At 62.4% G+C, this 24,432-nt stretch carries 24 protein-coding genes; 19 read left to right on the top strand and 5 right to left on the bottom strand.

Going from position 1 to position 24,432, the window contains the following annotated elements; translation table 11 throughout:
• Window positions 1-107: 107 nt before the first annotated feature.
• Entirely contained in the window at window positions 108-869 is a 762-nt protein-coding gene (locus ACF8C6_RS06865) for an SDR family oxidoreductase (protein WP_392498583.1), read from the bottom strand.
• A 224-nt stretch (window positions 870-1,093) separates the two neighbouring features.
• Between ACF8C6_RS06865 and ACF8C6_RS06860 the strand changes: the two genes are divergently transcribed.
• Together ACF8C6_RS06860 and ACF8C6_RS06855 are read left to right on the top strand one after the other, a co-directional pair.
• Window positions 1,094-2,098 (top strand): NADP-dependent oxidoreductase, encoded by a 1,005-nt coding sequence (locus tag ACF8C6_RS06860; RefSeq protein ID WP_392498582.1) that lies wholly within the window; start codon window positions 1,094-1,096, stop codon window positions 2,096-2,098.
• A 382-nt stretch (window positions 2,099-2,480) separates the two neighbouring features.
• Entirely contained in the window at window positions 2,481-4,046 is a 1,566-nt protein-coding gene (locus ACF8C6_RS06855; protein ID WP_392498581.1) for a methyl-accepting chemotaxis protein, read from the top strand.
• A gap of 144 nt (window positions 4,047-4,190) precedes the next feature.
• Here the strand turns inward: ACF8C6_RS06855 and ACF8C6_RS06850 are convergent, their stop codons facing one another.
• A complete protein-coding gene (locus ACF8C6_RS06850) occupies window positions 4,191-4,871 on the bottom strand; it encodes an alpha/beta family hydrolase (RefSeq protein WP_392498580.1) in 681 nt (226 codons plus the stop codon).
• Between the two features lie 41 nt (window positions 4,872-4,912).
• Here ACF8C6_RS06850 and ccoN (ACF8C6_RS06845) point away from each other — a divergent pair, with 41 nt between their 5' ends.
• From ccoN (ACF8C6_RS06845) to ACF8C6_RS06775, 15 genes are all read left to right on the top strand, one after another.
• Complete coding sequence (ccoN, locus tag ACF8C6_RS06845) at window positions 4,913-6,352, top strand: cytochrome-c oxidase, cbb3-type subunit I (protein ID WP_392498579.1); 1,440 nt, start codon at window positions 4,913-4,915, stop codon at window positions 6,350-6,352.
• Entirely contained in the window at window positions 6,352-6,966 is a 615-nt protein-coding gene (gene ccoO / locus ACF8C6_RS06840) for a cytochrome-c oxidase, cbb3-type subunit II (protein WP_392498578.1), read from the top strand. The genes ccoN (ACF8C6_RS06845) and ccoO (ACF8C6_RS06840) overlap by 1 nt, the downstream gene beginning before the upstream one ends.
• A 6-nt stretch (window positions 6,967-6,972) precedes the next feature.
• A complete protein-coding gene (ccoP, locus tag ACF8C6_RS06835) occupies window positions 6,973-7,923 on the top strand; it encodes a cytochrome-c oxidase, cbb3-type subunit III (RefSeq protein ID WP_392498577.1) in 951 nt (316 codons plus the stop codon).
• 329 nt (window positions 7,924-8,252) lie between these two features.
• A complete protein-coding gene (ccoN, locus tag ACF8C6_RS06830) occupies window positions 8,253-9,695 on the top strand; it encodes a cytochrome-c oxidase, cbb3-type subunit I (RefSeq protein WP_392498576.1) in 1,443 nt (480 codons plus the stop codon).
• Window positions 9,695-10,312: a cytochrome-c oxidase, cbb3-type subunit II gene (ccoO, locus tag ACF8C6_RS06825; RefSeq protein WP_277688762.1), complete on the top strand. Its 618-nt coding sequence runs from the start codon at window positions 9,695-9,697 to the stop codon at window positions 10,310-10,312. Before ccoN (ACF8C6_RS06830) ends, ccoO (ACF8C6_RS06825) begins: the two co-directional genes overlap by 1 nt.
• Before the next feature lie 6 nt (window positions 10,313-10,318).
• Window positions 10,319-10,504 carry a cbb3-type cytochrome c oxidase subunit 3 gene (locus ACF8C6_RS06820; RefSeq protein WP_277688763.1) on the top strand — a complete coding sequence of 62 codons (186 nt, stop codon included), beginning with the start codon at window positions 10,319-10,321 and terminating at the stop codon, window positions 10,502-10,504.
• Window positions 10,501-11,478 (top strand): cytochrome-c oxidase, cbb3-type subunit III, encoded by a 978-nt coding sequence (gene ccoP / locus ACF8C6_RS06815; protein WP_392498575.1) that lies wholly within the window; start codon window positions 10,501-10,503, stop codon window positions 11,476-11,478. The genes ACF8C6_RS06820 and ccoP (ACF8C6_RS06815) overlap by 4 nt, the downstream gene beginning before the upstream one ends.
• Window positions 11,479-11,612: 134 nt before the next feature.
• Entirely contained in the window at window positions 11,613-13,028 is a 1,416-nt protein-coding gene (gene ccoG / locus ACF8C6_RS06810; protein ID WP_392498574.1) for a cytochrome c oxidase accessory protein CcoG, read from the top strand.
• Between the two features lie 13 nt (window positions 13,029-13,041).
• Window positions 13,042-13,545: a FixH family protein gene (locus ACF8C6_RS06805; RefSeq protein ID WP_392498573.1), complete on the top strand. Its 504-nt coding sequence runs from the start codon at window positions 13,042-13,044 to the stop codon at window positions 13,543-13,545.
• Window positions 13,546-13,557: 12 nt separating this feature from the next.
• Window positions 13,558-15,963, top strand: coding sequence for a heavy metal translocating P-type ATPase (locus ACF8C6_RS06800; protein ID WP_392498572.1), 2,406 nt, complete (start codon window positions 13,558-13,560; stop codon window positions 15,961-15,963).
• 41 nt (window positions 15,964-16,004) lie between these two features.
• On the top strand, window positions 16,005-16,214 hold the full coding sequence (gene ccoS / locus ACF8C6_RS06795) for a cbb3-type cytochrome oxidase assembly protein CcoS (protein WP_392498571.1): 210 nt from the start codon (window positions 16,005-16,007) through the stop codon (window positions 16,212-16,214).
• Window positions 16,207-16,890, top strand: a complete 684-nt coding sequence (locus tag ACF8C6_RS06790; RefSeq protein ID WP_392498570.1) for a sulfite exporter TauE/SafE family protein — start codon at window positions 16,207-16,209, stop codon at window positions 16,888-16,890. The genes ccoS and ACF8C6_RS06790 overlap by 8 nt, the downstream gene beginning before the upstream one ends.
• Before the next feature lie 136 nt (window positions 16,891-17,026).
• A complete protein-coding gene (hemN, locus tag ACF8C6_RS06785) occupies window positions 17,027-18,409 on the top strand; it encodes an oxygen-independent coproporphyrinogen III oxidase (protein WP_392498569.1) in 1,383 nt (460 codons plus the stop codon).
• A 306-nt stretch (window positions 18,410-18,715) separates the two neighbouring features.
• Complete coding sequence (gene fnr / locus ACF8C6_RS06780) at window positions 18,716-19,450, top strand: fumarate/nitrate reduction transcriptional regulator Fnr (protein ID WP_392498568.1); 735 nt, start codon at window positions 18,716-18,718, stop codon at window positions 19,448-19,450.
• A gap of 37 nt (window positions 19,451-19,487) precedes the next feature.
• Window positions 19,488-20,036 carry an adenine phosphoribosyltransferase gene (locus ACF8C6_RS06775; RefSeq protein WP_277688772.1) on the top strand — a complete coding sequence of 183 codons (549 nt, stop codon included), beginning with the start codon at window positions 19,488-19,490 and terminating at the stop codon, window positions 20,034-20,036.
• A 26-nt stretch (window positions 20,037-20,062) separates the two neighbouring features.
• Here the strand turns inward: ACF8C6_RS06775 and ACF8C6_RS06770 are convergent, their stop codons facing one another.
• Window positions 20,063-21,268 carry a PilT/PilU family type 4a pilus ATPase gene (locus ACF8C6_RS06770; RefSeq protein WP_392498567.1) on the bottom strand — a complete coding sequence of 402 codons (1,206 nt, stop codon included), beginning with the start codon at window positions 21,266-21,268 and terminating at the stop codon, window positions 20,063-20,065.
• A gap of 134 nt (window positions 21,269-21,402) precedes the next feature.
• Here ACF8C6_RS06770 and ACF8C6_RS06765 point away from each other — a divergent pair, with 134 nt between their 5' ends.
• Entirely contained in the window at window positions 21,403-21,681 is a 279-nt protein-coding gene (locus ACF8C6_RS06765; RefSeq protein WP_392498566.1) for a peptidylprolyl isomerase, read from the top strand.
• Between the two features lie 5 nt (window positions 21,682-21,686).
• Here ACF8C6_RS06765 and ACF8C6_RS06760 read toward each other — a convergent pair whose 3' ends face one another.
• Window positions 21,687-22,124, bottom strand: coding sequence for a YqaA family protein (locus ACF8C6_RS06760; RefSeq protein ID WP_392498565.1), 438 nt, complete (start codon window positions 22,122-22,124; stop codon window positions 21,687-21,689).
• 271 nt (window positions 22,125-22,395) lie between these two features.
• Window positions 22,396-22,554 (bottom strand): hypothetical protein, encoded by a 159-nt coding sequence (locus ACF8C6_RS06755; RefSeq protein ID WP_392498564.1) that lies wholly within the window; start codon window positions 22,552-22,554, stop codon window positions 22,396-22,398.
• A gap of 280 nt (window positions 22,555-22,834) precedes the next feature.
• Between ACF8C6_RS06755 and ACF8C6_RS06750 the strand changes: the two genes are divergently transcribed.
• Window positions 22,835-24,421 (top strand): ABC-F family ATPase, encoded by a 1,587-nt coding sequence (locus ACF8C6_RS06750; protein WP_392498563.1) that lies wholly within the window; start codon window positions 22,835-22,837, stop codon window positions 24,419-24,421.
• Window positions 24,422-24,432: the final 11 nt, after the last annotated feature.

The following is a 24,432-nucleotide window of genomic DNA, read 5'->3' as shown; positions in this document are numbered from 1 at the left end:
GCGGCGATTCTTGTCGAGCCAGACAAACCTTGTAACTGGCTTTGCGTGCCAAAGAGCTGGGTACTCGTAACAGAATGCAAAAAGGGCGCCCTAGGGCGCCCTTTTCGTCAGATTGCGGTGGCCCCGCCATCGACCGCCAAGGCATGGCCGGTGGTAAAACCGGCTGCATCACTGCACAGATACAGCACCGCAGCGGCGATCTCCTCGACCTTGCCAATGCGCCCGACAGGGTGCATGCCTGCCACGAACTCGGCCTTCTTCGGGTCGGCTTCGTAAGCACGGCGGAACATGTCGGTATCGATCACCGCCGGACACACGGCATTGACGCGGATCTTCTTCTTGCCGTACTCGACGGCGGCCGACTTGGTCAGGCCGATGACTGCATGCTTGGAGGCGGCGTAAATGCTCATCTTGGGCGCGGCCCCCAACCCGGCAATCGAGGCGGTGTTGACGATGGCGCCACCGCCCTGGGCCAGCATGATCGGCAACTGGTGCTTCATGCACAGCCATACGCCTTTGACGTTGACGCCCATGATGGCGTCGAACTCATCCTCGCTGCCGTCGGCCAGCTTGCCCTTCTCGATCTCGATGCCGGCGTTGTTGAAGGCGTAGTCCAGGCGACCGTAGCTGGCCACCACCTGGGCCATCAGCGCCTGTACCTCGGCGTCGCGGCTGACATCGCAGCGCACGAAGATCGCTTCGCCACCCGCATCACGAATCAGCTGTACGGTGCCTTCGCCGCCTGCCACATCGACATCGGACACCACCACCTGCAGCCCTTCGGCGGCAAAGGCCAGCGCAGTCGCGCGACCAATGCCTGCAGCACCGCCAGTAACCAGGGCAACCTTGCCGGAGAAACTCATGCTCATCTATGCATCCTCGAAGGGCTGAAATCTGTAGCCGAGTCTAGCCAGCCCCGGCCTTGCTGCGTCAGCACTATCAGGTCGGCATAGAAAGGCGCATCCAAACGAGTGATAAAGAGCGACAAGGGTAATCAACCAAATTCATACCAAAGCATTCTGTTAAGTAACGAACCTTGCCGCCTAGCCTGCGGCGGTCTATCACCACCACTTCACTTCTTGGAGTTCCTGCCATGTCCCAGACCAACCGCCAGTTCCTGCTTGCCAAACGCCCGGTCGGCGCGGCCACTCGCGACACCTTCACCTATGTGGAAACCCCGGTAGGCGAGCCCGGCCCTAACCAGATCCTGGTGGAAAACCTCTACCTGTCGCTGGACCCGGCCATGCGTGGCTGGATGAACGATGCCAAGTCCTACATTCCGCCGGTGGGCATCGGCGAAGTCATGCGCGCCCTCGGCGTGGGCAAGGTGATCGCCTCCAACCACCCGGACTTCACCGTCGGCGACCATGTCAACGGCGCCCTCGGCGTGCAGGACTACTTCTGCGGTGAGCCGCGCGGCTTCTACAAGGTCGACCCCAGCCGTGCGCCACTGCCACTGTACCTCTCGGCCCTGGGCATGACCGGCATGACCGCCTACTTCGCCTTCCTCGACGTCGGCCAGCCGAAAGAAGGCGACACCGTAGTGATTTCCGGCGCGGCCGGTGCAGTGGGCAGCGTTGTCGGACAGATTGCCAAGATCAAGGGTTGCCACGTGGTCGGCATCGCTGGTGGCGCCGAGAAATGCAAGCTATTGAAGGATGAACTCGGCTTCGACGGCGTGATCGACTACAAGAGCGAAGACCTGCATGCGGCCCTCAAGCGTGAGTGCCCGAAAGGCGTGGACGTGTACTTCGACAACGTCGGCGGCGAGATCCTCGACGCCGTGCTGACCCGCATCGCGCCCAAGGCCCGCATCGTCATCTGCGGCGCCATCAGCCAGTACAACAACAAGGAAAACGTCAAAGGCCCGGCCAACTACCTGTCGCTGCTGGTCAATCGCGCGCGCATGGAAGGCTTCGTGGTAATGGATTACGCCGCGCAGTTCGCCGATGCCGCCAAGGAAATGGGCGGCTGGATGGCCGAAGGCAAGCTGAAGAGCAAGGAAGACATCGTTGAAGGCCTGGAAACCTTCCCGGAAACCCTGAGCAAACTGTTTACCGGCGAGAATTTCGGCAAGCTGGTGCTCAAGGTTCGCTAAGCCAGACCGCGACAAAAGCAACGAGCAACACCTGGCAGAACGAAAGGGGCGGCCTGTAGGTCGCCCCTTTTGTCTTTCAGCTTACCCGTGCCGGTTTGGCTGACGCACGAGCATCAACGACGCTCAATGTCGATCACGTCCAGCGGGCGTTGGCCGAAGTTCACCGATGCGATGGTGCTATCCGTGAGCAATCACACCTCTTGGCCACAGGTCATTTCGACCGTGCCGGGCACCACTATCGAGCACACGCCAAAACCAACCCTACAGATACAGATCCGACACTGGCGCAGTTTTATCTGCCGCCCCGCCGCGCAGTCGTTAAACTTATTCCTGAAACGGCCGATGCGCCGGCATACATCATCTATTGCCAAAAGCGATACCCATGCGAAACAACCAGCCGATCACTCAGCGCGAACGAACCTTCCCTGCTCAGCAACGCCTGATCTCCACCACGGACCTGAAAGGCCAAATCACCTATTGCAACCAGGCCTTCATCGAGATCAGCGGTTTCGAGCGCGAAGAACTGATCCGTGCGCCACACAATATCGTGCGCCACCCGGATGTGCCGCCTGCGGTGTTCGAGCACATGTGGCAGACGCTGAAAAAGGGCCGCCCCTGGATGGGGATCGTGAAGAACCGCTGCAAAAACGGCGACCATTACTGGGTCAATGCCTATGTCACGCCCATGCTGGATAAAGGCCAGGTTGTTGGCTATGAATCGGTACGCTCCAAGCCCAGCACTGAGCAAATACGACGGGCAGAAGCGCTCTATGCACGCCTCAATGCAAGCAAGCCGGCCATCCCCAGCACTGATCGCTGGCTTCCCGTTCTACAGGCCTGGCTGCCATTCATCCTGGTTAGCCAGGTCGGTTTTTTGATCGGCCACTGGGTCGGCTCGACCTGGGGCTTTCTCCTTGCCGCGCTGCTCTCCATCCCTCTGGGCCTGGCAGGCATCACCTGGCAGACCCGCGGAACCAAGCGCCTGCTGCGCCTGGCCGAGCAGACCACTTCAGACCCGCTGATCGCCCAGATGTATACCGACAGCCGCGGGGCCGAGGCGCGACTCGAGATGGCCATGCTCAGCCAGGAAGCACGCCTGAAGACCTGCCTGACTCGCCTGCAGGACAGCGCCGAGCGTCTGACCAGCCAGGCCCGCGAGGCCGACAAGCTGTCGCACAACAGCTCCGCCGGCCTGGAGCGCCAGCGTGTGGAAACCGAGCAGGTGGCGACCGCAATCAACGAAATGGCCGCCACCACGCTTGAGGTAGCAAGCAATGTGGCGCGCACTGCCATCGCCACCCAGGAAGCCAATCGCCTGACCGGCGAAGGCCGCCAGGTCGCCGCGCAAACCCGCGAGGCCATCCAGCGCCTGTCCGCCTCGGTTGGCGACACCGGCGAGACCGTTTCGCGCCTGGCCCAGGACAGCAACGAGATCGGCGGTGTGGTCGATGTCATCAAAGGCATTGCCGACCAGACCAACCTGCTGGCCCTCAACGCCGCCATCGAAGCAGCACGCGCCGGCGAAATGGGCCGCGGCTTCGCCGTGGTGGCTGACGAGGTTCGCTCGCTGGCACAGCGCACTGCGGAGTCCACCGAACAGATCCACGGCCTGATCGCCAAGCTGCAGCGCACGGCCGAAGAGGCCGTGATGACCATGGAGGTTGGCCGCCAACAAGCCGATGAGGGTGTGGCACGCGTGCAGCGCGCCGACGAGGCGCTTGCCGGCATCAGCGATGCAGTGGCCAATATCGCCGACATGGCCAATCAGATTGCCGCGGCGGCCGAAGAGCAGAGCGCAGTAGCCGACGAAATCAACCAGAACATCACCACCATCGCCCAACTGGCCGACCAGACAGCCTCCGAAGCGCACGACACCGCCCAGCTCAGCGAAGAGCTGACCGCCACCGCCCAGGATCAGTATGCCCTGGTGGAGCGCTTCAACCGCTGATGTCCCGCAGCATGAAAGAGGCCGGCAAATGCCGGCCTTCTTCTTTACTGCCTCATGCGAGCGCTAGCCCCCCTCTTTGCAAGCACGTTGTAGCCCGGATGCAATCCGGGATCGGAGCTGCCAATTTCCCGGATGCAATCCGGGCTACTTTCGCGAGCCCTGGACCAGAAATCCCGCCACCGCATCCGCCGTACGCTGCAGATGCTGCTCATGGGTGAGACCTGAAGCCTTCAGCGGTTTCAGATCATGGTCCGCCGCTGCCAGCCACTCAAGGCTCACACACGGCGCCAAGCTGTAACCCGCCACTGTTTCACGATTGCCCAGGGCATCGCGCTCACCCTGAGCGATCAAGGTGCGCGTGCGCAGTTCGGCCAAATGTGCGACCCGCGGCTTCTCCGGTTTGCCGGCGGCATAGAAGGGATAGCCCAGGCAGACCAGGGCATCGGCGCCCAGCTCGTCTGCAAGCAGGCTGGCCATGCGTCCGCCCATGGACTTGCCGCCAATGGCCAGCGGCCCATCCACTGCGGCGCGCACCTCACACCAGACTTCACGCCAGCACTCCAGCAACTGCCCCTGCGGATTGGGCGGGCGCTTGCCGCCACCCGCGCGCCTTGCCGCCATGTAGGGAAACTCGAAGCGCAATACGTTCACCCCGCGCGCCGCCAGCAGCTTGGCCATGCGCTGCATGAAGTCGCTGTCCATTGGCGCACCTGCGCCGTGGGCAAGAATCAGGGTGGCCTGCGACATTCCGTCCGCCCCATTCCACAGCCATCCCCGCGCGCGGCATTGATCCTCGTCAATAACTGTCACCTTGCCATTACCCATGCTTGCTCTGCTTTTAAAAACCGTGGATGGAAGCCCAACACATGAATACAACCAGCACTGCGGCCTACAACTATAAGGTTGTCCGCCAGTTCGCCATTATGACGGTGGTTTGGGGCATAGTCGGGATGGGGCTCGGCGTGTTCATCGCCGCTCAACTGGCCTGGCCCGAACTCAACTTCAACCTGCCGTGGACCAGCTTCGGCCGTCTACGACCGCTGCACACCAATGCGGTGATCTTCGCCTTCGGCGGCTGCGCGCTGTTCGCCACCAGTTACTACTCGCTGCAGCGCACCTGCCAGACCCGGCTGATCTCCGACAGCCTGGCCGCGTTCACCTTCTGGGGCTGGCAGCTGGTCATCGTACTGGCGGCGATCAGCTTGCCGATGGGCTGGACCAGCTCCAAGGAATACGCCGAGCTGGAATGGCCGATCGACATCCTGATCACCATCGTCTGGGTCGCCTATGCGCTGGTGTTCTTCGGCACGCTGATGCAGCGCAAGACCAAGCATATCTATGTCGGCAACTGGTTCTTCGGCGGCTTCATTCTCACCGTGGCGATCCTGCATATCGTCAACAACCTGGAACTGCCGGTCAGCCTGACCAAGTCGTACTCGATCTACGCCGGCGCCACCGACGCCATGATCCAGTGGTGGTACGGGCACAACGCCGTGGGCTTCTTCCTCACTGCCGGCTTCCTGGGGATGATGTACTACTTCGTGCCCAAGCAGGCCGAGCGCCCGGTGTACTCCTATCGCCTGTCCATCGTGCACTTCTGGGCGCTGATCACCCTATACATCTGGGCCGGCCCGCACCATCTGCACTACACCGCCCTGCCGGACTGGGCGCAGTCGCTCGGCATGGTCATGTCCCTGGTGCTGCTGGCACCCAGCTGGGGCGGCATGATCAACGGCATGATGACCCTCTCCGGCGCCTGGCATAAGTTGCGCACCGACCCGATCCTGCGCTTTTTGGTGGTGTCCCTGGCCTTCTACGGCATGTCCACCTTCGAAGGCCCGATGATGGCCATCAAGACCGTCAACGCCCTGTCCCACTACACCGACTGGACCATCGGCCACGTCCACGCCGGCGCTCTCGGCTGGGTGGCGATGATCTCTATCGGCTCGCTGTATCACCTGATCCCGAAGGTGTTCGGTCGCGAGCAGATGCACAGCATCGGCCTGATCAACTCGCACTTCTGGCTGGCCACCATCGGCACTGTGCTGTACATCGCCTCGATGTGGGTCAACGGCATCACCCAGGGCCTGATGTGGCGGGCGATCAACGACGACGGCACTCTCACCTACTCCTTCGTCGAAGCCCTGGAAGCCAGCCACCTCGGCTTCGTGGTGCGCGTCGCCGGTGGCGCCATCTTCCTCCTCGGCATGTTCCTGATGGCCTGGAACACCTGGCTGACCGTACGCGCCGCCAAACCGGCCGAGTATGACGCCGAGGCCCTGATTCCTGCAGAGGTCGCCCACTGATGAGCAGCAAGCACGAAATACTCGAAAAGAATGTCGGCCTGCTGGCCCTGCTGATGGTCTTTGCGGTCAGCATCGGCGGTCTGACCCAGATCGTCCCGTTGTTCTTCCAGGACGTGGTCAATGAGCCGGTCAAGGGCATGAAGCCCTACACCGCGCTGCAACTGGAAGGCCGCGACATCTACATCAAGGAAGGCTGCGTCGGCTGCCACTCGCAGATGATCCGTCCGTTCCGCGCCGAAACCGAGCGCTACGGCCACTACTCCGTCGCCGGCGAAAGCGTTTGGGATCACCCCTTCCTGTGGGGTTCCAAGCGTACCGGACCGGACCTGGCCCGCGTCGGCGGGCGCTACTCGGACGACTGGCATCGCGCCCACCTGTACAACCCGCGCAACGTGGTGCCTGAGTCGAAGATGCCGGCCTACCCCTGGCTGGTGGAGCGCACCCTCGACGGCAAGGACACCGCCGCCAAGATGGGCGCCCTGCGCACCCTCGGCGTGCCCTACAGCGATGAAGACCTCGCGGGCGCCCGCGAGGCCGTCAAGGGCAAGAGCGAAATGGACGCCCTGGTCGCCTATCTGCAAGTGCTCGGCACCAGCCTGAAGAACAAGAGGTAATCGCACATGAGCACTTTCTGGAGCTGGTACATCAGCATTCTCACCATCGGTAGCCTGATCGCTCTGCTGTGGCTACTGTTCGCCACCCGTAAGGGCCAGCAGCCCGGCCAGACCGACCAGACGCTCGGCCACGCCTTCGACGGCATCGAGGAATTCGACAATCCGCTGCCCAGGTGGTGGTTCATGTTGTTCCTCGGCACCCTGATTTTCGCCGCCGGCTACTTGCTGCTGTACCCCGGCCTGGGCAACTTCGCCGGCACCCTGCCGGGCTACGAAGGCGGCTGGACCCAGGTCAAGCAGTGGCAGCGCGAAATGGACAAGGCGGACCAGGAGTTCGGCCCGATCTATGCCAGCTACGCCGCCCTGCCCGTCGAGGAAGTCGCCAAGGACGAACGCGCCCTGAAGATGGGCGGCCGCCTGTTCGCCTCCAACTGCTCGGTGTGCCATGGCTCCGACGCCAAGGGCGCCTATGGTTTTCCCAACCTGACCGACAGCGAATGGCGCTGGGGCGGCGACGCGGCCTCGATCAAGCAGACCATCAGCGCGGGCCGTACCGGCATGATGCCGCCGCAGGCCGCGATGATTGGTGAAGATGGTGTGCACAACGTCGCCGCCTACGTGCTGACCGAACTGGCCGGGCGCAAACTGCCGGAAGGCGAAACCGCCGACATCGCCGCGGGCCAGAAGATCTTCGCCAGCACCTGCTTCGCCTGCCACGGCGCGGACGGCAAGGGCACCCCGAGCATGGGTGCACCGAACCTGACCAAGCCGAGCGCCTTCATCTACGGCAGCAGTTTCGCCCAGCTGCAGCAGACCATTCGCTATGGCCGCAGCGGCCACATGCCGGCGCAGCTGCAATATGTCGGTAGCGAGGACAAAGTTCACCTGCTGACCGCCTACGTCTACAGCCTGTCGCAGAAGCAGCCGGCCGAGGCGGAAAAACTGGCCCGCGAGTGACCCATCCCGCCGCGGGTGCCGCCCTGGCACCCGCCCCCTGCGCTCTGCGACCCGATGTCGCACCACGCTATCCCCTTACACGCCACAGCAGTAGACATGGTCTAAGCTGGTCAACGGTCGCACTTGGTAACAACCCCTAGGTGTTCCCTCCCTTGGAGCAGGTTTACCCGAAGTGCAAGAGAGCCAGAAAAGGGCAAGGTCAGGGCGCTGCCAAAGCCGCTAAAACCTTGATCGTACAGGCATCCGGCGTTGCAATGGGTACCTCATTTCTCCATACTTGCCGCCGATTTTTACCCCTAAAAAACTCCATTAACCGTGGTACCCCTAGCATGAGCACAGCAATCAGTCAGACTGCTTATAACTATAAGGTGGTCCGCCAGTTCGCCGTTATGACGGTAATCTGGGGGGTCATAGGGATGGGTCTCGGTGTGTTCATCGCCGCACAGCTCGTGTGGCCAGAACTCAACCTGAACCTGCCGTGGACCAGCTTCGGCCGTCTGCGTCCCCTGCACACCAACGCGGTGATCTTCGCCTTCGGCGGTTGCGCCCTGTTCGCCACGTCCTACTACGTGGTCCAGCGCACCTGTCAGGCCCGCCTGATCTCCGACAGTCTGGCCGCCTTCACCTTCTGGGGTTGGCAAGCCGTGATCGTGCTGGCTGTCATCACGCTGCCGCTGGGCTACACCTCCTCCAAGGAGTACGCCGAGCTGGAGTGGCCGATCGACATCCTGCTGGGCCTGGTGTGGATCACCTACCTGGCGGTGTTCTTCGGCACCATCATGAAGCGCAAGACCAAGCACATCTATGTGGGCAACTGGTTCTTCGGCGCCTTCATCGTAGTGACCGCCATGCTGCACATCGTCAACAGCATGGAAATGCCGGTCACCCTGTTCAAGTCCTACTCGGTGTACGCCGGCGCTACTGACGCGATGATCCAGTGGTGGTACGGCCACAACGCCGTGGGCTTCTTCCTGACCACCGGCTTCCTGGGCATGATGTACTACTTCGTACCCAAGCAGGCCGAGCGTCCGATCTACTCCTATCGCCTGTCCATCGTGCACTTCTGGGCGCTGATCACCCTCTACATCTGGGCCGGCCCGCACCACCTGCACTACACCGCCCTGCCGGACTGGACCCAGTCCCTCGGCATGGCCATGTCGGTCATCCTGCTGGCTCCGAGCTGGGGCGGCATGATCAACGGCATGATGAGCCTGTCCGGCGCCTGGCATAAGCTGCGCACCGACCCGATCCTGCGTTTCCTGGTGGTATCCCTGGCCTTCTATGGCATGTCCACCTTCGAAGGCCCGATGATGGCCATCAAGACCGTCAACGCCCTGTCCCACTACACCGACTGGACCATCGGCCACGTCCATGCCGGTGCTCTCGGCTGGGTGGCGATGATCTCCATCGGCTCGCTGTATCACCTGATCCCGAAGGTGTTCGGTCGCGAGCAGATGCACAGCATCGGCCTGATCAACGCCCACTTCTGGCTGGCGACCATCGGCACCGTGCTGTACATCGCCTCGATGTGGGTCAACGGCATCACCCAGGGTCTGATGTGGCGTGCAGTCAACGAAGACGGCACCCTCACCTACTCCTTCGTCGAAGCCCTGGAGGCCAGCCACCTGGGTTACCTGGTGCGCATGATCGGCGGTGCCTTCTTCGTCACCGGCATGCTGCTGATGGCTTACAACACCTGGCGTACCGTGCGTGCCGCAGACAAGAGCAAGTACGACGCCGCTGCCCTGATTCCTGCTGAGGTGGCTCACTGATGGCCGGTAGCAAACACGAAATTTTCGAAAAGAACATCGGCCTGCTGGCCCTGTTCATGGTGATCGCCGTGAGCATCGGCGGTCTGACCCAGATCGTTCCGCTGTTCTTCCAGGACGTCACCAATACCCCGGTGGAAGGCATGAAGCCGCGCACCGCGCTGGAGCTGGAAGGGCGTGACATCTACATCCGCGAAGGCTGTGTTGGCTGTCACTCGCAGATGATCCGTCCGTTCCGTGCCGAAACCGAGCGCTACGGTCACTACTCCGTCGCCGGCGAAAGCGTCTGGGATCACCCCTTCCTGTGGGGTTCCAAGCGTACCGGCCCCGATCTGGCCCGCGTCGGTGGCCGCTACTCGGACGACTGGCACCGCGCCCACCTGTACAACCCGCGCAACGTAGTTCCGGAATCGAAGATGCCGGCCTACCCGTGGCTCGTAGAAAACAAGCTCGACGGCAAGCACACCGCTGCCAAGATGGAAGCCCTGCGTAGCCTTGGCGTTCCCTATACCGACGAAGACATCGCCGGTGCTCGCGAAGCCGTCAAGGGCAAGACCGAGATGGACGCCATGGTCGCCTACCTGCAAGGCCTGGGCACCGCTATCAAGAACAAACGGTAACGCATGATGGATATTGGGACGATTCGCGGCATCGGTACGGTCATAGTCTTCGTCGCCTTCATCGGCGTGGTGCTCTGGGCCTACAACAGCAAGCGCAAGAGCAGCTTCGACGAGGCAGCCAACCTGCCCTTCGCCGACGACGTCCCGGCCAGCAAGCGTGACGAGCAAGATTCTGGGAGCAATAAAGAATGACTCTGTTCTGGAGTATCTACATCAGCGTACTGAGCCTCGGCACCATCGTGGCTCTTACCGCGCTGCTCTTCGGCATTCGCAAGGGCCAGCGCTCTGATACCACCGAAGACACCGTCGGCCACTCCTTCGATGGCATCGAGGAGTTCGACAATCCACTGCCAAAGTGGTGGTTCATGCTGTTCGTGGCCACCATCGTCTTCGCCCTCGGCTACCTGGTCCTTTACCCGGGCCTGGGCAACTGGAAAGGTCTGCTGCCGGGCTACAACGAAGCCGGTGACGGCAAGCCTTTCGCCAGCGGCGAGCGTGGCTGGACCGGCGTGCACCAGTGGGAAAAGGAAATGGTTCGCGCCGACAAACAGTACGCGCCTATCTATGCCAAATACGCCCAACTGCCGATCGAGGAAGTGGCCAAAGACGAGCAAGCTCTGAAAATGGGTGGCCGTCTGTTCGCCTCCAACTGCTCGGTATGCCACGGCTCCGACGCCAAGGGCGCCTACGGCTTCCCCAACCTGACCGATAACGAGTGGCGCTGGGGCGGCTCGCCGGCCGACATCAAGCAGACCATCATCAATGGTCGCCACGGCATGATGCCGCCGCAAGGTCCAGCCATCGGCGAAGACGGCGTGCGCAATGTTGCCGCCTACGTGCTCACCGAACTGGGTGGCCGTAAGCTGCCGGAAGGCGTGACTGCCGATATCGAAGCCGGCAAGCAGGTCTTCTCCACCACCTGCTTCGCCTGCCACGGTGCGGACGGCAAGGGCACCCCGAGCATGGGCGCACCAAACCTGACCAACCCGAGCGCCTTCATTTACGGCAGCAGCTACGCTCAGCTGCAGCAGAGCATCCGTTACGGCCGCAGCGGCAACATGCCGGCACAGCTGCCGTACGTAGGTAGCGAAGACAAGGTTCACCTGCTCACCGCCTACGTGTACAGCCTGTCGCATGGCAACACCGTCGAGGCCAGCGCCGAGTAAATGCTGCATCCGCCCGGACGCGACCGCCGGTCGCACCCGGGCGACGCTCGATCAGGCGTACCATAGTGCCGTGAAATTCTGACTCCTTCGGCAAGTATCGAGGGAGCACTCACCCAAGCCGTGGTACGACCCTGATGAGCGAACAGATCCCCGTCCGAAACGTCACCCCGCCTCCGGCCAAAGGCAGCGAAAGCTTCGACCTTTACGCCAGCCGCGAAAAAATCTACACCCGCGCCTTCACCGGCCTGTTTCGCAATCTGCGCCTCGGTGGCGGTGCCCTGCTGTTCCTCCTCTACTTCGGTACCGTCTGGCTCAACTGGAACGACCGCCAGGCCGTCTGGTGGAACCTGCCGGAACGCAAATTCTTTATCTTCGGCGCCACCTTCTGGCCGCAGGATTTCATCCTGCTCTCGGCGCTGCTGATCATCGCCGCCTTCGGCCTGTTCTTCATCACCGTGTTCGCCGGCCGCGTCTGGTGCGGCTATACCTGCCCGCAGAGCGTGTGGACCTGGATCTTCATGTGGTGTGAAAAGGTCACCGAGGGTGATCGCAACCAGCGCATGAAGCTGGACAAGGCCCCGATGAGCGCAAACAAGTTCGCCCGCAAGGCCGCCAAGCACAGCCTGTGGATTCTCATTGGCCTGGTTACCGGTCTGACTTTCGTCGGCTATTTCTCGCCGATCCGCGAGCTGATTCCCAACCTGTTGACCGGCGATGCCGATGGCTGGGCCTATTTCTGGGTCGGTTTCTTCACCCTCGCTACCTACGGCAACGCCGGCTGGCTACGCGAACAGGTGTGCATCTACATGTGCCCCTACGCACGCTTCCAAAGCGTGATGTTCGACCGCGACACGCTGATCGTCTCCTACGACCCACGGCGTGGCGAAAACCGTGGCCCGCGCAAGAAGACCGTCGACTACAAGGCCCAGGGCCTCGGCGACTGCATCGACTGCACCATGTGCGTCCAAGTCTGCCCTACCGGCATCGACATCCGTGATGGCCTGCAGATCGAATGTATCGGTTGCGCAGCCTGCATCGACGCCTGCGACAGCATCATGGACAAGATGGGCTATCCCAAGGGCCTGATCAGCTACACAACCGAACACAATCTTTCCGGGCAGAAGACCCACCTGTTGCGCCCACGCCTGATAGGCTACGCCGTCGCCCTGGTGGCGATGATCTCGCTCTTCATCTGGGCCATCGCCAGCCGCTCGCTGGTGGAGGTCGACGTGCTCAAGGACCGCGTGCTCTACCGTGAAAACGAGCTGGGCCACGTCGAGAACGTCTACACCGTGAAGCTGATGAACAAGGCCCAGCGCGACCTGACCTACGTGATCTCCGTCGAAGGCATCGACGGCCTCGAGTACGAAGGCAAGCGCGAGATCAAGGCAATGGCCGGCGAAGTGCTGTCGATCCCGGTGGAACTGTCCATCGAGCCGGAGAAACTGCCTTCCAGCGCCAACGAAATCATGTTCCGGGTCAAGGCCCTGGAAGATCCATCCATCGAGAGCGACGCCGACAGCCGATTCATCGGCCCGAGCGTGCGCTGAACAAGGTTATCCCATGTCGTCGCAACAGCCTCCGGCCAACCCCTGGTACAAAGAAGTCTGGCCCTGGTTCATTCTTGGCATCCTCGGTCTTTCCGTGGTGCTTGGCACCAGCATGCTGGTGATTGCCACCAAGAACCCGCCGGGGTTGCTGTCAGACAACTATTACGATGTCGGCAAAGGCATCAATACCTCGCTTGAGCGTGAAGAGCTGGCCGAGCGACTCAAGCTCATGGCCGACTTCACGCTGGACAACGAGCGAGGCACCGTCGCCCTGCAACTGCAGGGCTACAGCAATCCGCCGCAACTGGTACTCAACTTCATATCGCCGACCCAGCCCGAACGCGACCGCCGTGTGGTGCTGCAAGCCCAGGCAGACGGCAGCTACACCGGCAATCTGCTGGACGCCGTCGAGGGCCGCCGATTTGTCGAGCTGATCGGCCAGGAAGGTGGCAAGGACTGGCGCCTGTTTGAGGAGAAGCAACTGGCTAGCGGCCAGCGCTTCCATCTCGGCGAGTAAGCATCTGCACGCATGAGCAGCCCCCTTCCCTGCTACCACTGCGGTTTGCCGGTACCTGCCGACAGCCGCTTCGAAGCCCAGGTACTCGGTGCGCCTCGGGCCTTCTGCTGCCCAGGCTGCCAGGCGGTGGCGGAAGCCATCGTCGCCGGTGGCCTGGACGCTTACTACCGCCAGCGCAGTGATAACGCGATCAATCCCCAGGCGCTGCCCAAGGCGCTGCCGGACGAACTGGCACTGTATGACCGCGACGAGGTGCAGCAGGATTTCGTCCAGCATCAAGGAGAGCTGAGTGAAACCCGCCTGCTGATCGAAGGCATCAGCTGTGCCGCCTGCGGCTGGCTGATCGAGAAACACCTGCGCGCGTTGCCGGGCGTGGCGGAAGCCAATCTCAATCTGTCCAACCAGCGCCTGCAGGTGCGCTGGGCCGACAGCCAGCTCCCGCTCAGTCAGCTGCTTGCCGAATTGCGTCGCATCGGTTACGCCGGCCACCCCTGGCAGGAAGACGAGGCCAGCGCACGTCTGACCGAGGAGAACCGCCGGTCGATGCGTCAGATCGGCGTCGCCGGTCTGCTGTGGCTGCAGGTGATGATGGCGACCATGGCCACCTGGCCGGAGGTCAACGTCGACCTCTCGCCCGAGCTGGACATGATCCTGCGCTGGACCAGCCTGTTCCTCACCACGCCAATCGTTTTCTACTGCTGCGGCCAGTTCTTCCGCGGCGCCCTGCGCGATCTGCGCACCCGCCACCTGACCATGGACGTGTCGGTGTCGCTGGCCATTGGCGGGGCCTACGTGGCCGGCATCTGGTCCACCGTCACCGGCGATGGCGAGTTGTATTTCGATGCGGTCGGCATGTTTGCCCTGTTCCTGCTCGCCGGCCGCTATCTGGAGCGCCGCGCCCGCGAACGTACCGCTGCGGCCACCGCGCAGCTGGTCAGCCTGCTGCCACCCTCCTGCCTGCGCCTGGACACCAGCGGCCAGAGCCAGCGTGTGCTGCTGCGCGAGCTGGCGGTCGGTGACCGAGTGCTGGTACCGCCGGGCGCGCAGCTGCCGGCAGACGGCCGCATCGTTGCAGGCCAGTCCAGCGTCGACGAATCGCTGCTGACCGGCGAATACCTGCCACTGCCCCGTGGCGAGGGCGACACCGTGACAGCCGGCACCCTCAACGTAGAAGGCCCGCTGACCATCGAGATCCAGGCCCTGGGCAACGACACCCGCCTTTCCGCCATCGTCCGCCTGCTGGAGCGCGCCCAGGCCGACAAACCGCGAATGGCCGAGCTGGCGGATCGCGTGGCGCAGTGGTTCCTGCTGATCGTCCTGGCTTTCGCCGCGGTAATCGGCCTGGTCTGGTGGCAGATCGACCACGAGCGAGCGTTCTGGATCGTTCTCGCCCTTCTGGTCGCCACCTGCCCCTGCGCCCTGTCGTTGGCGACACCGACGGCGCTGACCACCGCTACCGGCAGCCTGCACAAGCTCGGCCTGCTGCTGACGCGCGGCCACGTACTGGAGGGGCTGAAGCAGATCGATACGGTGATCTTCGACAAGACCGGCACCCTGAGCGAAGGCCGCCTGACCCTGGAACGCATCGAGCCCCTGCGCGAGCTGGACGCCGATAGCTGCCTGGCCCTGGCCGCTGCGCTGGAGCACGGCTCCGAGCACCCCATTGCCCGCGCCTTCGGCCACAGCAACCGCGGTGCCGAACAGCTGGCCAGCGAACCGGGCCAAGGGTTGGAAGGTGTGGTGGAAGGTCGACGTCTGCGTATCGGCCAACCGGGCTACGTGGCAGGGCTGGCTGGCCGTGCGGCGCCGACAATTCCCGGTGAGCGCGGCCAGTGGTTGCTGCTGGGCGATGAGCGCGGCCCACTGGCCTGGTTCGTCCTCAACGACCGACTGCGTGACGATGCACCGGAGCTGATCGCAGCCTGTCGCGCGCAGGGCTGGGACATCATCCTGCTCTCCGGGGACAGCTCGCCAATGGTGGGCGAAGTCGCCCGCCAGCTCGGCATCGCCGATGCCCGCGGCGGACTGACTCCGGACGCCAAGCTGGCCGTGCTCAAGGACCTGCACGAACGTGGCCATCGAGTGCTGATGCTGGGTGACGGGGTCAACGATGTGCCGGTGCTGGCCGGGGCCGATATCAGCGTGGCCATGGGCAGTGCCACCGACCTGGCCAAGACCAGCGCCGATGCGGTATTGCTGTCGAATCGCCTGAGCAGCCTGGTACAGGCCTTCACTTTGGCCCGACGCACACGGCGCATCATCGTCGAGAACCTGAGCTGGGCGACTCTGTACAATGGCCTGGTGCTGCCGTTCGCCGCCATCGGCTGGATAACCCCGCTGTGGGCGGCGGTCGGCATGTCGGTCAGTTCGCTGCTGGTGGTGCTGAACGCCCTGCGCCTGGCCCGCGTACCAGCCTGATGTCGGCGATGCGCGCCCTCGTCTTGTAGAACGGAGCTGCCATGTCCGCCATTTACATCCTCATCCCCATCGCCGTAGCCCTGGTCGGCGTCGCCATCTGGGTATTCTTCTGGGCGGTGGACAGCGGCCAGTACGACGATCTGGACGGTCCGGCTCACAGCATCCTGTTTGACGATGAAGACCCGCAGCACAAGGCCGGCATCGTCGAAGCCGACCAGCAGGACGAGTCGAAGGACGAGCCACGTGCCTGAACTGCTGCCACAGCTACTGTCCGCGCTGATCCTCGGCCTGCTGGGTGGCGGCCATTGCCTGGGCATGTGCGGTGGTCTGATGGGCGCTTTGACCCTGGCCATTCCAGCCGAGCAGCGTGCACGGCGTTTTCGCCTGCTGCTGGCCTACAACCTCGGTCGCATTCTCAGCTATGCAACCGCCGGGCTCGTGATTGGCATCGCTGGCTGGGCAGTGGCCAGCAGCCCGGCAGCCATGATCTTGCGGGTGGTCGCCGGCCTGCTGCTGATCGCCATGGGCCTGTACCTGGCCGGCTGGTGGAGCGGCCTGACCCGCATCGAGGCCCTCGGTCGCCATCTGTGGCGCCATCTGCAACCCGTCGCCAGTCGCCTGATGCCAGTCAGCAGCCTGCCGCGTGCACTGCTGCTCGGCGCCATCTGGGGCTGGCTGCCCTGTGGCCTGGTCTACAGCACCTTGCTATGGGCTTCCAGCCAGGGCTCGCCGGCCGACAGTGCGGCGCTGATGCTGGCCTTCGGCTTCGGCACCTGGCCGGTCCTGCTGGCGACCGGCATGGCCGCCGAACGCATAACCGCCCTGTTGCGTCAACGCGGCGTGCGTATCGCAGGCGGCCTTCTGGTGATTCTTTTCGGCCTTTGGACGCTACCAGGGCCCCATCAACATTGGCTGATGGGCCACTGATCCAGCAGCCTCAGCCGCTGTACTCAGCCCCACCCGACGCCCCTTACCGGCAAAGCCACGACAGCCTGACGCAGATCAAAAGCCGCCCGCGGCCCATTCCCTAGACTGGCCACACTGACACTCTAGGGGTTTTCCGATGCTCGATGCCATTCACTGGGACGCCGACCTGATCCGCCGTCACGACCGGCCGGGCCCGCGCTACACCTCCTACCCCACCGCCGTACAATTTCACGAGCAAATTGGCTCCTTCGACCTGCTGCACGCCCTGCGCGACAGCCGCAAGGCGCTGCGGCCGCTGTCGCTCTACGTGCACGTGCCCTTCTGCGCCAACATCTGCTACTACTGCGCCTGCAACAAGGTCATCACCAAGGACCGCGGCCGTGCCCAGCCCTATCTGGAGCGACTGATGCAGGAAATCACCCTGATCTCCCGCCACCTGGACCAGCGCCAGGTGGTCGAGCAGCTGCATTTCGGTGGCGGCACACCAACCTTTCTCAGTCACGATGAACTGCGCAAGCTGATGGAGCACCTGCGCCTGAGCTTCAACCTGCTGGATGACGACAGCGGCGACTACGGCATCGAGATCGACCCGCGCGAAGCCGACTGGTCGACCATGGGCCTGCTCCGCGAGCTGGGCTTCAACCGCGTCAGCCTCGGCGTGCAGGACCTCGATCCGCACGTGCAGCGCGCCATCAACCGCCTGCAATCGCTGGAGCAGACCCGCGCCATCGTTGAAGCAGCGCATACCCTGCAGTTCCGCTCGGTGAACATCGACCTGATCTACGGCCTACCGCTGCAGACCCCGGAGCGCTTTGCGCGCACGGTGGATGAAGTGATCGCCCTGCAGCCGGATCGCCTGTCGGTATTCAACTACGCCCATCTGCCCGAACGCTTCATGCCCCAGCGCAGGATCAACGAAAACGACTTGCCCAGCCCTGCGCAGAAACTGGAGATGTTGCACCACAGCATCGAGCAGCTAACCGCCGCCGGCTATCGCTACATCGGCATGGATCACTTCGCCCTGCCCGACGACGAGCTGGCCATGGCCCAGGAAGACGGCACCCTGCAGCGCAACTTCCAGGGCTACACCACCCACGGCCACTGCGACCTGATCGGCCTCGGTGTGTCCGCCATCAGCCAGGTTGGCGACCTCTACTGCCAGAACAGCAGTGATTTAAGCGACTACCAGCAAAGTCTGGCCCATGGCCAGCTGGCCACGCGCCGTGGCCTGCACTGCAACGATGACGACCGCATTCGACGAGCCGTGATTCAGGCGCTGATCTGCGAATTCGAACTGGATTTCGGCGAAATAGAGCAGCGTTTTACCATCGATTTTCGCGCCTATTTCGCGGGTATCTGGCCGCAACTGCAACAGCTGGCCTACGATGGGCTGATCGATCTTGGCGAACGGGGCATCGACGTCCGTCCTGGCGGACGCCTGCTGGTGCGCTCGCTATGCATGCTGTTCGATCATTACCTGGAGCAGCAGAATCTGCAGCGCTTCTCTCGGGTGATATGACCGCAGGGCCGCCGGTCCGAGCACCCGCCAGTTCGCCTGCTGAGTTGCGCCCCTGTGTCGGTATCGGCGGCGAGCACCTGCAACCCAGCTGCCCTCTCGGCAGTCTCTGGCGAAGTGCGCGAACCCTCTTAACAATTTCCTGGGTATCGTCCGGCAGTGGGCGCCCTAACCAACTCGAGTGGCCTCGCTGGCCGAGGAAAAAACTGAGCGAATAGTCAGCGCCTTTCCACCATGGTCGCTCTGGCTTGAGCGTGAGCCCTGGGTTAACCTTCAATTTTGTGCGTGATTGTCACTCAGGGATCTCCAATGTCAGAAATCATCAAGCTGCACAGCTCGCACCAGGCCCACTGCAAAGACTGCAGTCTGGCCGCACTCTGCCTGCCGCTGTCGCTAAACCTGGAAGACATGGATGCCCTGGACAGCATCGTCAAGCGCGGTCGCCCACTGAAAAAGGGCGAATACCTGTTCCGCCAGGGCGATCCCTTCGACTCGGTATTCGCCGTGCGGGCAGGCGCCCTGAAGACCTTCACCCTGAGCGACAGTGGCGAAGAGCAGATCACCGGCTTCCACCTGCCCAGCGAGTTGGTCGGCCTGTCCGGCGTCGATACCGAACTCTACCCGGTATCCGCCCAAGCCTTGGAAACCACTTCGATCTGTGAGATTCCCTTCGAACGCCTGGATGATCTGTCCGTTCAGCTGCCACAACTGCGCCGCCAGCTGATGCGCGTGATGAGCCGTGAAATTCGCGACGACCAGCAGATGATGCTGCTGCTCTCCAAGAAGACCGCCGACGAGCGCATCGCCACCTTCCTGGTCAACCTGTCCGCCCGCTTCCGCGCCCGCGGCTTCTCGGCCCACCAGTTCCGCCTGGCCATGTCGCGCAATGAGGTGGGTAATTACCTGGGCCTGGCGGTGGAAACCGTGTCACGGGTGTTCACCCGTTTTCAGCAGAACGGCCTGATCGAAGCCGAAGGCAAGGAAGTGCACATTCTCGACCCCATCGAGCTATGCGCCCTGGCCGGCGGTAGCATGCCAGAGTAGCCTGACGACACACATTCACCTCAGCCAGGAGCCGTCGATGATCTTCGATGAATTCACTATCAAATCGTTGATCCGTCCTGTTCCGGATTTCCCCAAGCCCGGCGTGGTGTTCCGCGATATCACCCCGCTGTTCCAGTCTCCCCGGGCTCAGCGCATGGTGGCGGACAGCTTTATCCAGCGCTATGTGGAGGCAGACTTCAGCCATATTGCCGCCATGGACGCACGCGGCTTCCTGATCGGCTCGGTGATCGCCTACGAGCTGAACAAGCCACTGATCCTGTTCCGCAAGCAAGGCAAACTGCCAGCCGAAGTGATTGCCGAGAGCTACCAGACCGAGTACGGCGAAGCCCTGCTGGAAGTGCACACCGACAGCCTGTGCGAAGGCGACCGCGTGCTGATCTTCGATGACCTGATCGCCACCGGCGGCACCCTGCTGGCCGCCGCCCGCCTGATCAAGCGCCTCGGCGCCCAGGTGCACGAGGCTGCCGCCATCATCGACCTGCCCGAACTGGGCGGCTCACGAAAACTGCAGGACATGGGCATTCCCACGTTCAGCCTGACAGCATTCGCGCTCGACGAGCGTTGAGCGCTCACAACATCAGGGCCCGCTAGTCAGATCCCTGGCCGACCAGGATCTTCCGGCGGGGCGTCCTCCTCGATGTCCTCCAGTTTCAACTCCATCGCCCAGTTCGCGGGTGAGGCTGCAGGCGCTGCCTGCGGTGCGGCAACCGCAGCCGGAGCGGCCTGAGCAGGCGGATTGTCCTTGTACAGTTTGAGCTTGAGACGCACGTTGTTGGCCGAGTCAGCGTTCTTCACGGCCTCTTCTTCATCGATAGCTCCTTCGTGCACCAGATCGATCAGCGCCTGGTCAAAGGTCTGCATACCGAGGTTCTTCGATTTCTCCATGATTTCTTTCAGCTCGGAGAACTCGTTGCGCTTGATCAGATCACGCACCGTTGGAGTACCCAGCATCACCTCCACGGCGGCGCGGCGCTTGCCGTCGAGGGTTTTGACCAGACGCTGGGAAACGAAGGCGCGCAGGTTGTTGCCCAGATCGTTGAGCAGCTGCGGGCGGCGCTCCTCGGGAAAGAAGTTGATGATGCGGTCCAGCGCCTGGTTGGCGTTGTTGGCATGCAGCGTGGAAATGGCCAGGTGGCCGGTATCGGCGAAGGCCAGAGCGTGCTCCATGGTCTCGCGGTCGCGGATCTCGCCGATCAGGATTACGTCCGGCGCCTGGCGCAGGGTGTTCTTCAGCGCGGCATGGAAGCTACGGGTGTCCACCCCTACTTCGCGCTGGTTGATGATCGACTTCTTGTGCCGGTGCACGTATTCCACCGGGTCTTCGATGGTGATGATATGCCCGCCGCTGTTGCGGTTGCGGTAGTCGATCAACGCCGCCAGGGAGGTCGACTTGCCCGAGCCGGTGCCGCCGACGAACAACACCAGGCCACGCTTCTCCATCACCGTTTTGAGCAGCACTTCAGGCAGCTTGAGATCCTCGAACTTGGGGATCTCCATCTTGATGTTGCGCGCAACGATGGAGACCTCGTTGCGCTGCTTGAAAATGTTGATACGGAAACGACCGACGTTGGGCACCGAGATGGCCAGGTTCATCTCCAGCTCTTTCTCGAACTCGACGCGCTGCTCGGCATCCATCACCCCGGCCGCAATGGCGGCCACGTCACCCGGCTTGAGCGGCTCCTGGCTGAGCGGCTTGAGCACGCCATTGAACTTGGCGCAGGGCGGAGCCCCGGTCGACAGATAGAGGTCGGAACCATCCTGGCTGGCCAGGATTTTCAGCATATGAGTGAGGTCCATCGGCGCGCTTCCATCGAGGTGGAGTTAACAAGGTAGGCCAGCTTTACCGAGCTTATAAGCCTGAAAAATGACGCCATTCTGATGGCGCATGGAATGCTGGCACAATAGCGCCCTCGCAAAATGAGGAATCCATCATGCCCAAGGCCATGGCACGCCACATTCTGGTCAAGACCGAAGCAGAAGCAGTCGCCCTGAAGAAGCGCATCGCCGCCGGCGAAGCCTTCGATGTGCTGGCAAGGAAGTACTCCACCTGCCCCTCTGGCAAGAAAGGTGGCGACCTCGGTGAAGTTCGTCCCGGGCAGATGGTCCGCGCAGTCGATCAAGTGATCTTCAAGAAAGCCCTGCGCGAGGTTCACGGGCCGGTAAAGACCCAGTTCGGCTATCACCTGATCCAGGTGTTCTATCGAGACTGAAGCCGTCAGAACCAAGCCAGGGTAAGCGCCGCCAGAACCAGATAACGCGCGGACTTGGCCAGTGTCACCAGCAGCAGGAAGCTCCACCAGGGCTCACGCATCACGCCTGCCACCAGGGTCAGCGGGTCGCCGATGACTGGCATCCAGCTCAACAGCAGCGTCCAGCGCCCGTAACGACGATACCGGGTCTTGGCCCATGCCAGCCGCTGATCGCTCACGGGAAACCAGCGCCGGCCATGAAAGCGTTCGATACCTCGCCCCAGCGCCGCGTTCAGCACGGAGCCGAGCACATTGCCAACGCTGGCAACCAGTAGCAGGCTGGCCACCGGCTGATCGCCCTGGAGCAGCAGCCCCACCAGCACCGCCTCTGATTGCAATGGCAATAGGCTCGCAGCACCGAATGCCGACAGGAACAGGCCGAGATAGAGGGATAGTTCGAACAAGACCGCCTCGCGCAGGCAAAACCGGAGAGCCTTATAGCCGAGCCACGAACAGAAGCGAAGTATTTACGACGACTGCACACAGGCTGCGGGCAGTCACAGAGACCTTCACTACGCCTCCATGCCCTCTGGCCAGCTGCACACCAGCCATTCCCGCACCAGAACAATCAGTTCTCCGGCGCAACCAAGCCGCTTCTTCCCCGGGATCACTCGCTCATCCCAGCCGCGCTGCTCTCTGGAAGCTGCTGGCCAATCTGCCGAAACAGACACAGCCTCAGGCCTGGCGATCCAGAAGCAAAGCCCCGGTGTCAAGCAATACAGGCTGAGCGCGCTGTACCGGCACAACCTGTTCTGCATGCCCCGCGAATGACAGGGTTGAGAAATAAGTGCTCAAGGCAGCGGTGTAGAAAATGGCAAAGGCGATGGCTTTCATGATTCGGGCTCCTGAAGCTGCGTGACTGAATCCACGCCTTCACTATCGCCACCCGCCTTCTGATTAAAAAATCATCGCCATCGATAGTGTTCATCACCATTAAATTATTATCGTAATTTTAAAGAAGATAATCCCTCTCACCGCCCCATCTCGCCGCCAGAGCACGCCGCAGTACAGGCAAACCGTCCGCCAGCCCTGTCGAATCCATGCCAATCCCTCTACAATGCGCCCCCTTTCGGGTGCCCTCCGCCCTCACCCTCTCTACTTGCAGGACCGTGCCGTGATCTCCACCGCCAACATCACCATGCAGTTCGGCGCCAAGCCGCTGTTCGAGAACGTCTCCGTCAAATTCAACAACGGCAATCGCTACGGTCTGATCGGCGCCAACGGCTGCGGCAAGTCGACGTTCATGAAGATCCTCGGTGGCGATCTGGAACCCTCCGCCGGCCAGGTAATGCTTGAGCCCAACGTGCGCCTGGGCAAGCTGCGCCAGGATCAGTTCGCCTACGAAGAGTTCAGCGTGATCGACACCGTGATCATGGGCCACGAGGAACTGTGGAAGGTCAAGGCCGAACGCGACCGCATCTATTCGCTGCCGGAGATGAGCGAAGAGGACGGCATGAAGGTCGGTGAACTGGAGGGCGAGTTCGCCGAAATGGACGGCTACACCGCCGAATCCCGTGCCGGCGAGCTGCTGCTCGGCTTAGGCATTCCGCTGGAACAGCACTTCGGCCCGATGAGCGAAGTGGCGCCTGGCTGGAAGCTGCGCGTCCTACTGGCCCAAGCGCTGTTCTCCGACCCAGAAGTGCTGCTGCTGGACGAACCGACCAACCACCTGGATATCAACACCATCCGCTGGCTGGAAAACATCCTGGTGCAGCGCAACAGCACCATGATCATCATTTCCCACGACCGTCACTTCCTCAACTCGGTCTGCACACACATGGCCGACCTGGACTACGGCGAGCTGCGCCTGTTCCCAGGCAACTACGACGAATACATGACCGCCTCGACTCAGGCCCGCGAGCGCCTGCTGGCCGATAACGCCAAGAAGAAGGCGCAGATCGCCGAACTGCAGACCTTCGTCAGCCGCTTCTCGGCCAACGCCTCGAAGGCCAAGCAGGCCACCAGCCGCGCCAAGCAGATCGACAAGATCCAGCTGGAAGAGGTCAAGCCGTCCAGCCGCGTCAGCCCGTTCATCCGCTTCGACCAGAACAAGAAGCTGCACCGCCAGGCGGTAACCCTGGAGAAAATCTCCAAGGCCTTCGACGACAAGGTGCTGTTCAAGAACTTCAGCGTGCAGATCGAGGCCGGCGAGCGTGTGGCCATCATCGGCCCCAACGGCATCGGCAAGACCACCCTGCTGCGCACCCTGGTCGGCGAAATGACGCCAGACAGCGGCGCCGTTAAATGGACCGACAGCGCCGAGGTGGGCTACTACGCCCAGGATCACGCCCACGACTTCGAGGCCGATGACACCCTGTTCGAGTGGATGGGCCAGTGGACCACCGGTGAGCAGAACATCCGTGCCGCCCTGGGCCGCATGCTGTTCTCTTCCGATGAGATCCAGAAGTCGGTCAAGGTACTTTCCGGTGGAGAACAAGGCCGCATGCTGTTCGGCAAGCTGGCCTGTCAGAAGCCCAATGTGCTGGTGATGGACGAGCCGACCAACCACTTGGACATGGAGTCCATCGAAGCGCTCAACCTGGCACTGGAAAACTACCCGGGCACGTTGATCTTCGTCAGCCACGACCGCGAGTTCGTCTCCTCGCTGGCCACCCGCATCATCGAGCTGAGCGAAAACGGCGTGACCGACTTCAGCGGCAGCTATGACGACTACCTGCGCAGCCAGGGCGTCATCGTCTAAAGCCGCGCAGT

Origin of the sequence: Pseudomonas sp. zbq_18, assembly GCF_043102245.1 — a bacterium.
GTDB lineage: Bacteria > Pseudomonadota > Gammaproteobacteria > Pseudomonadales > Pseudomonadaceae > Aquipseudomonas.
Note: the sequence above shows the minus strand (reverse complement) of the source record. Positions and strands in the feature narration are given on the sequence as shown.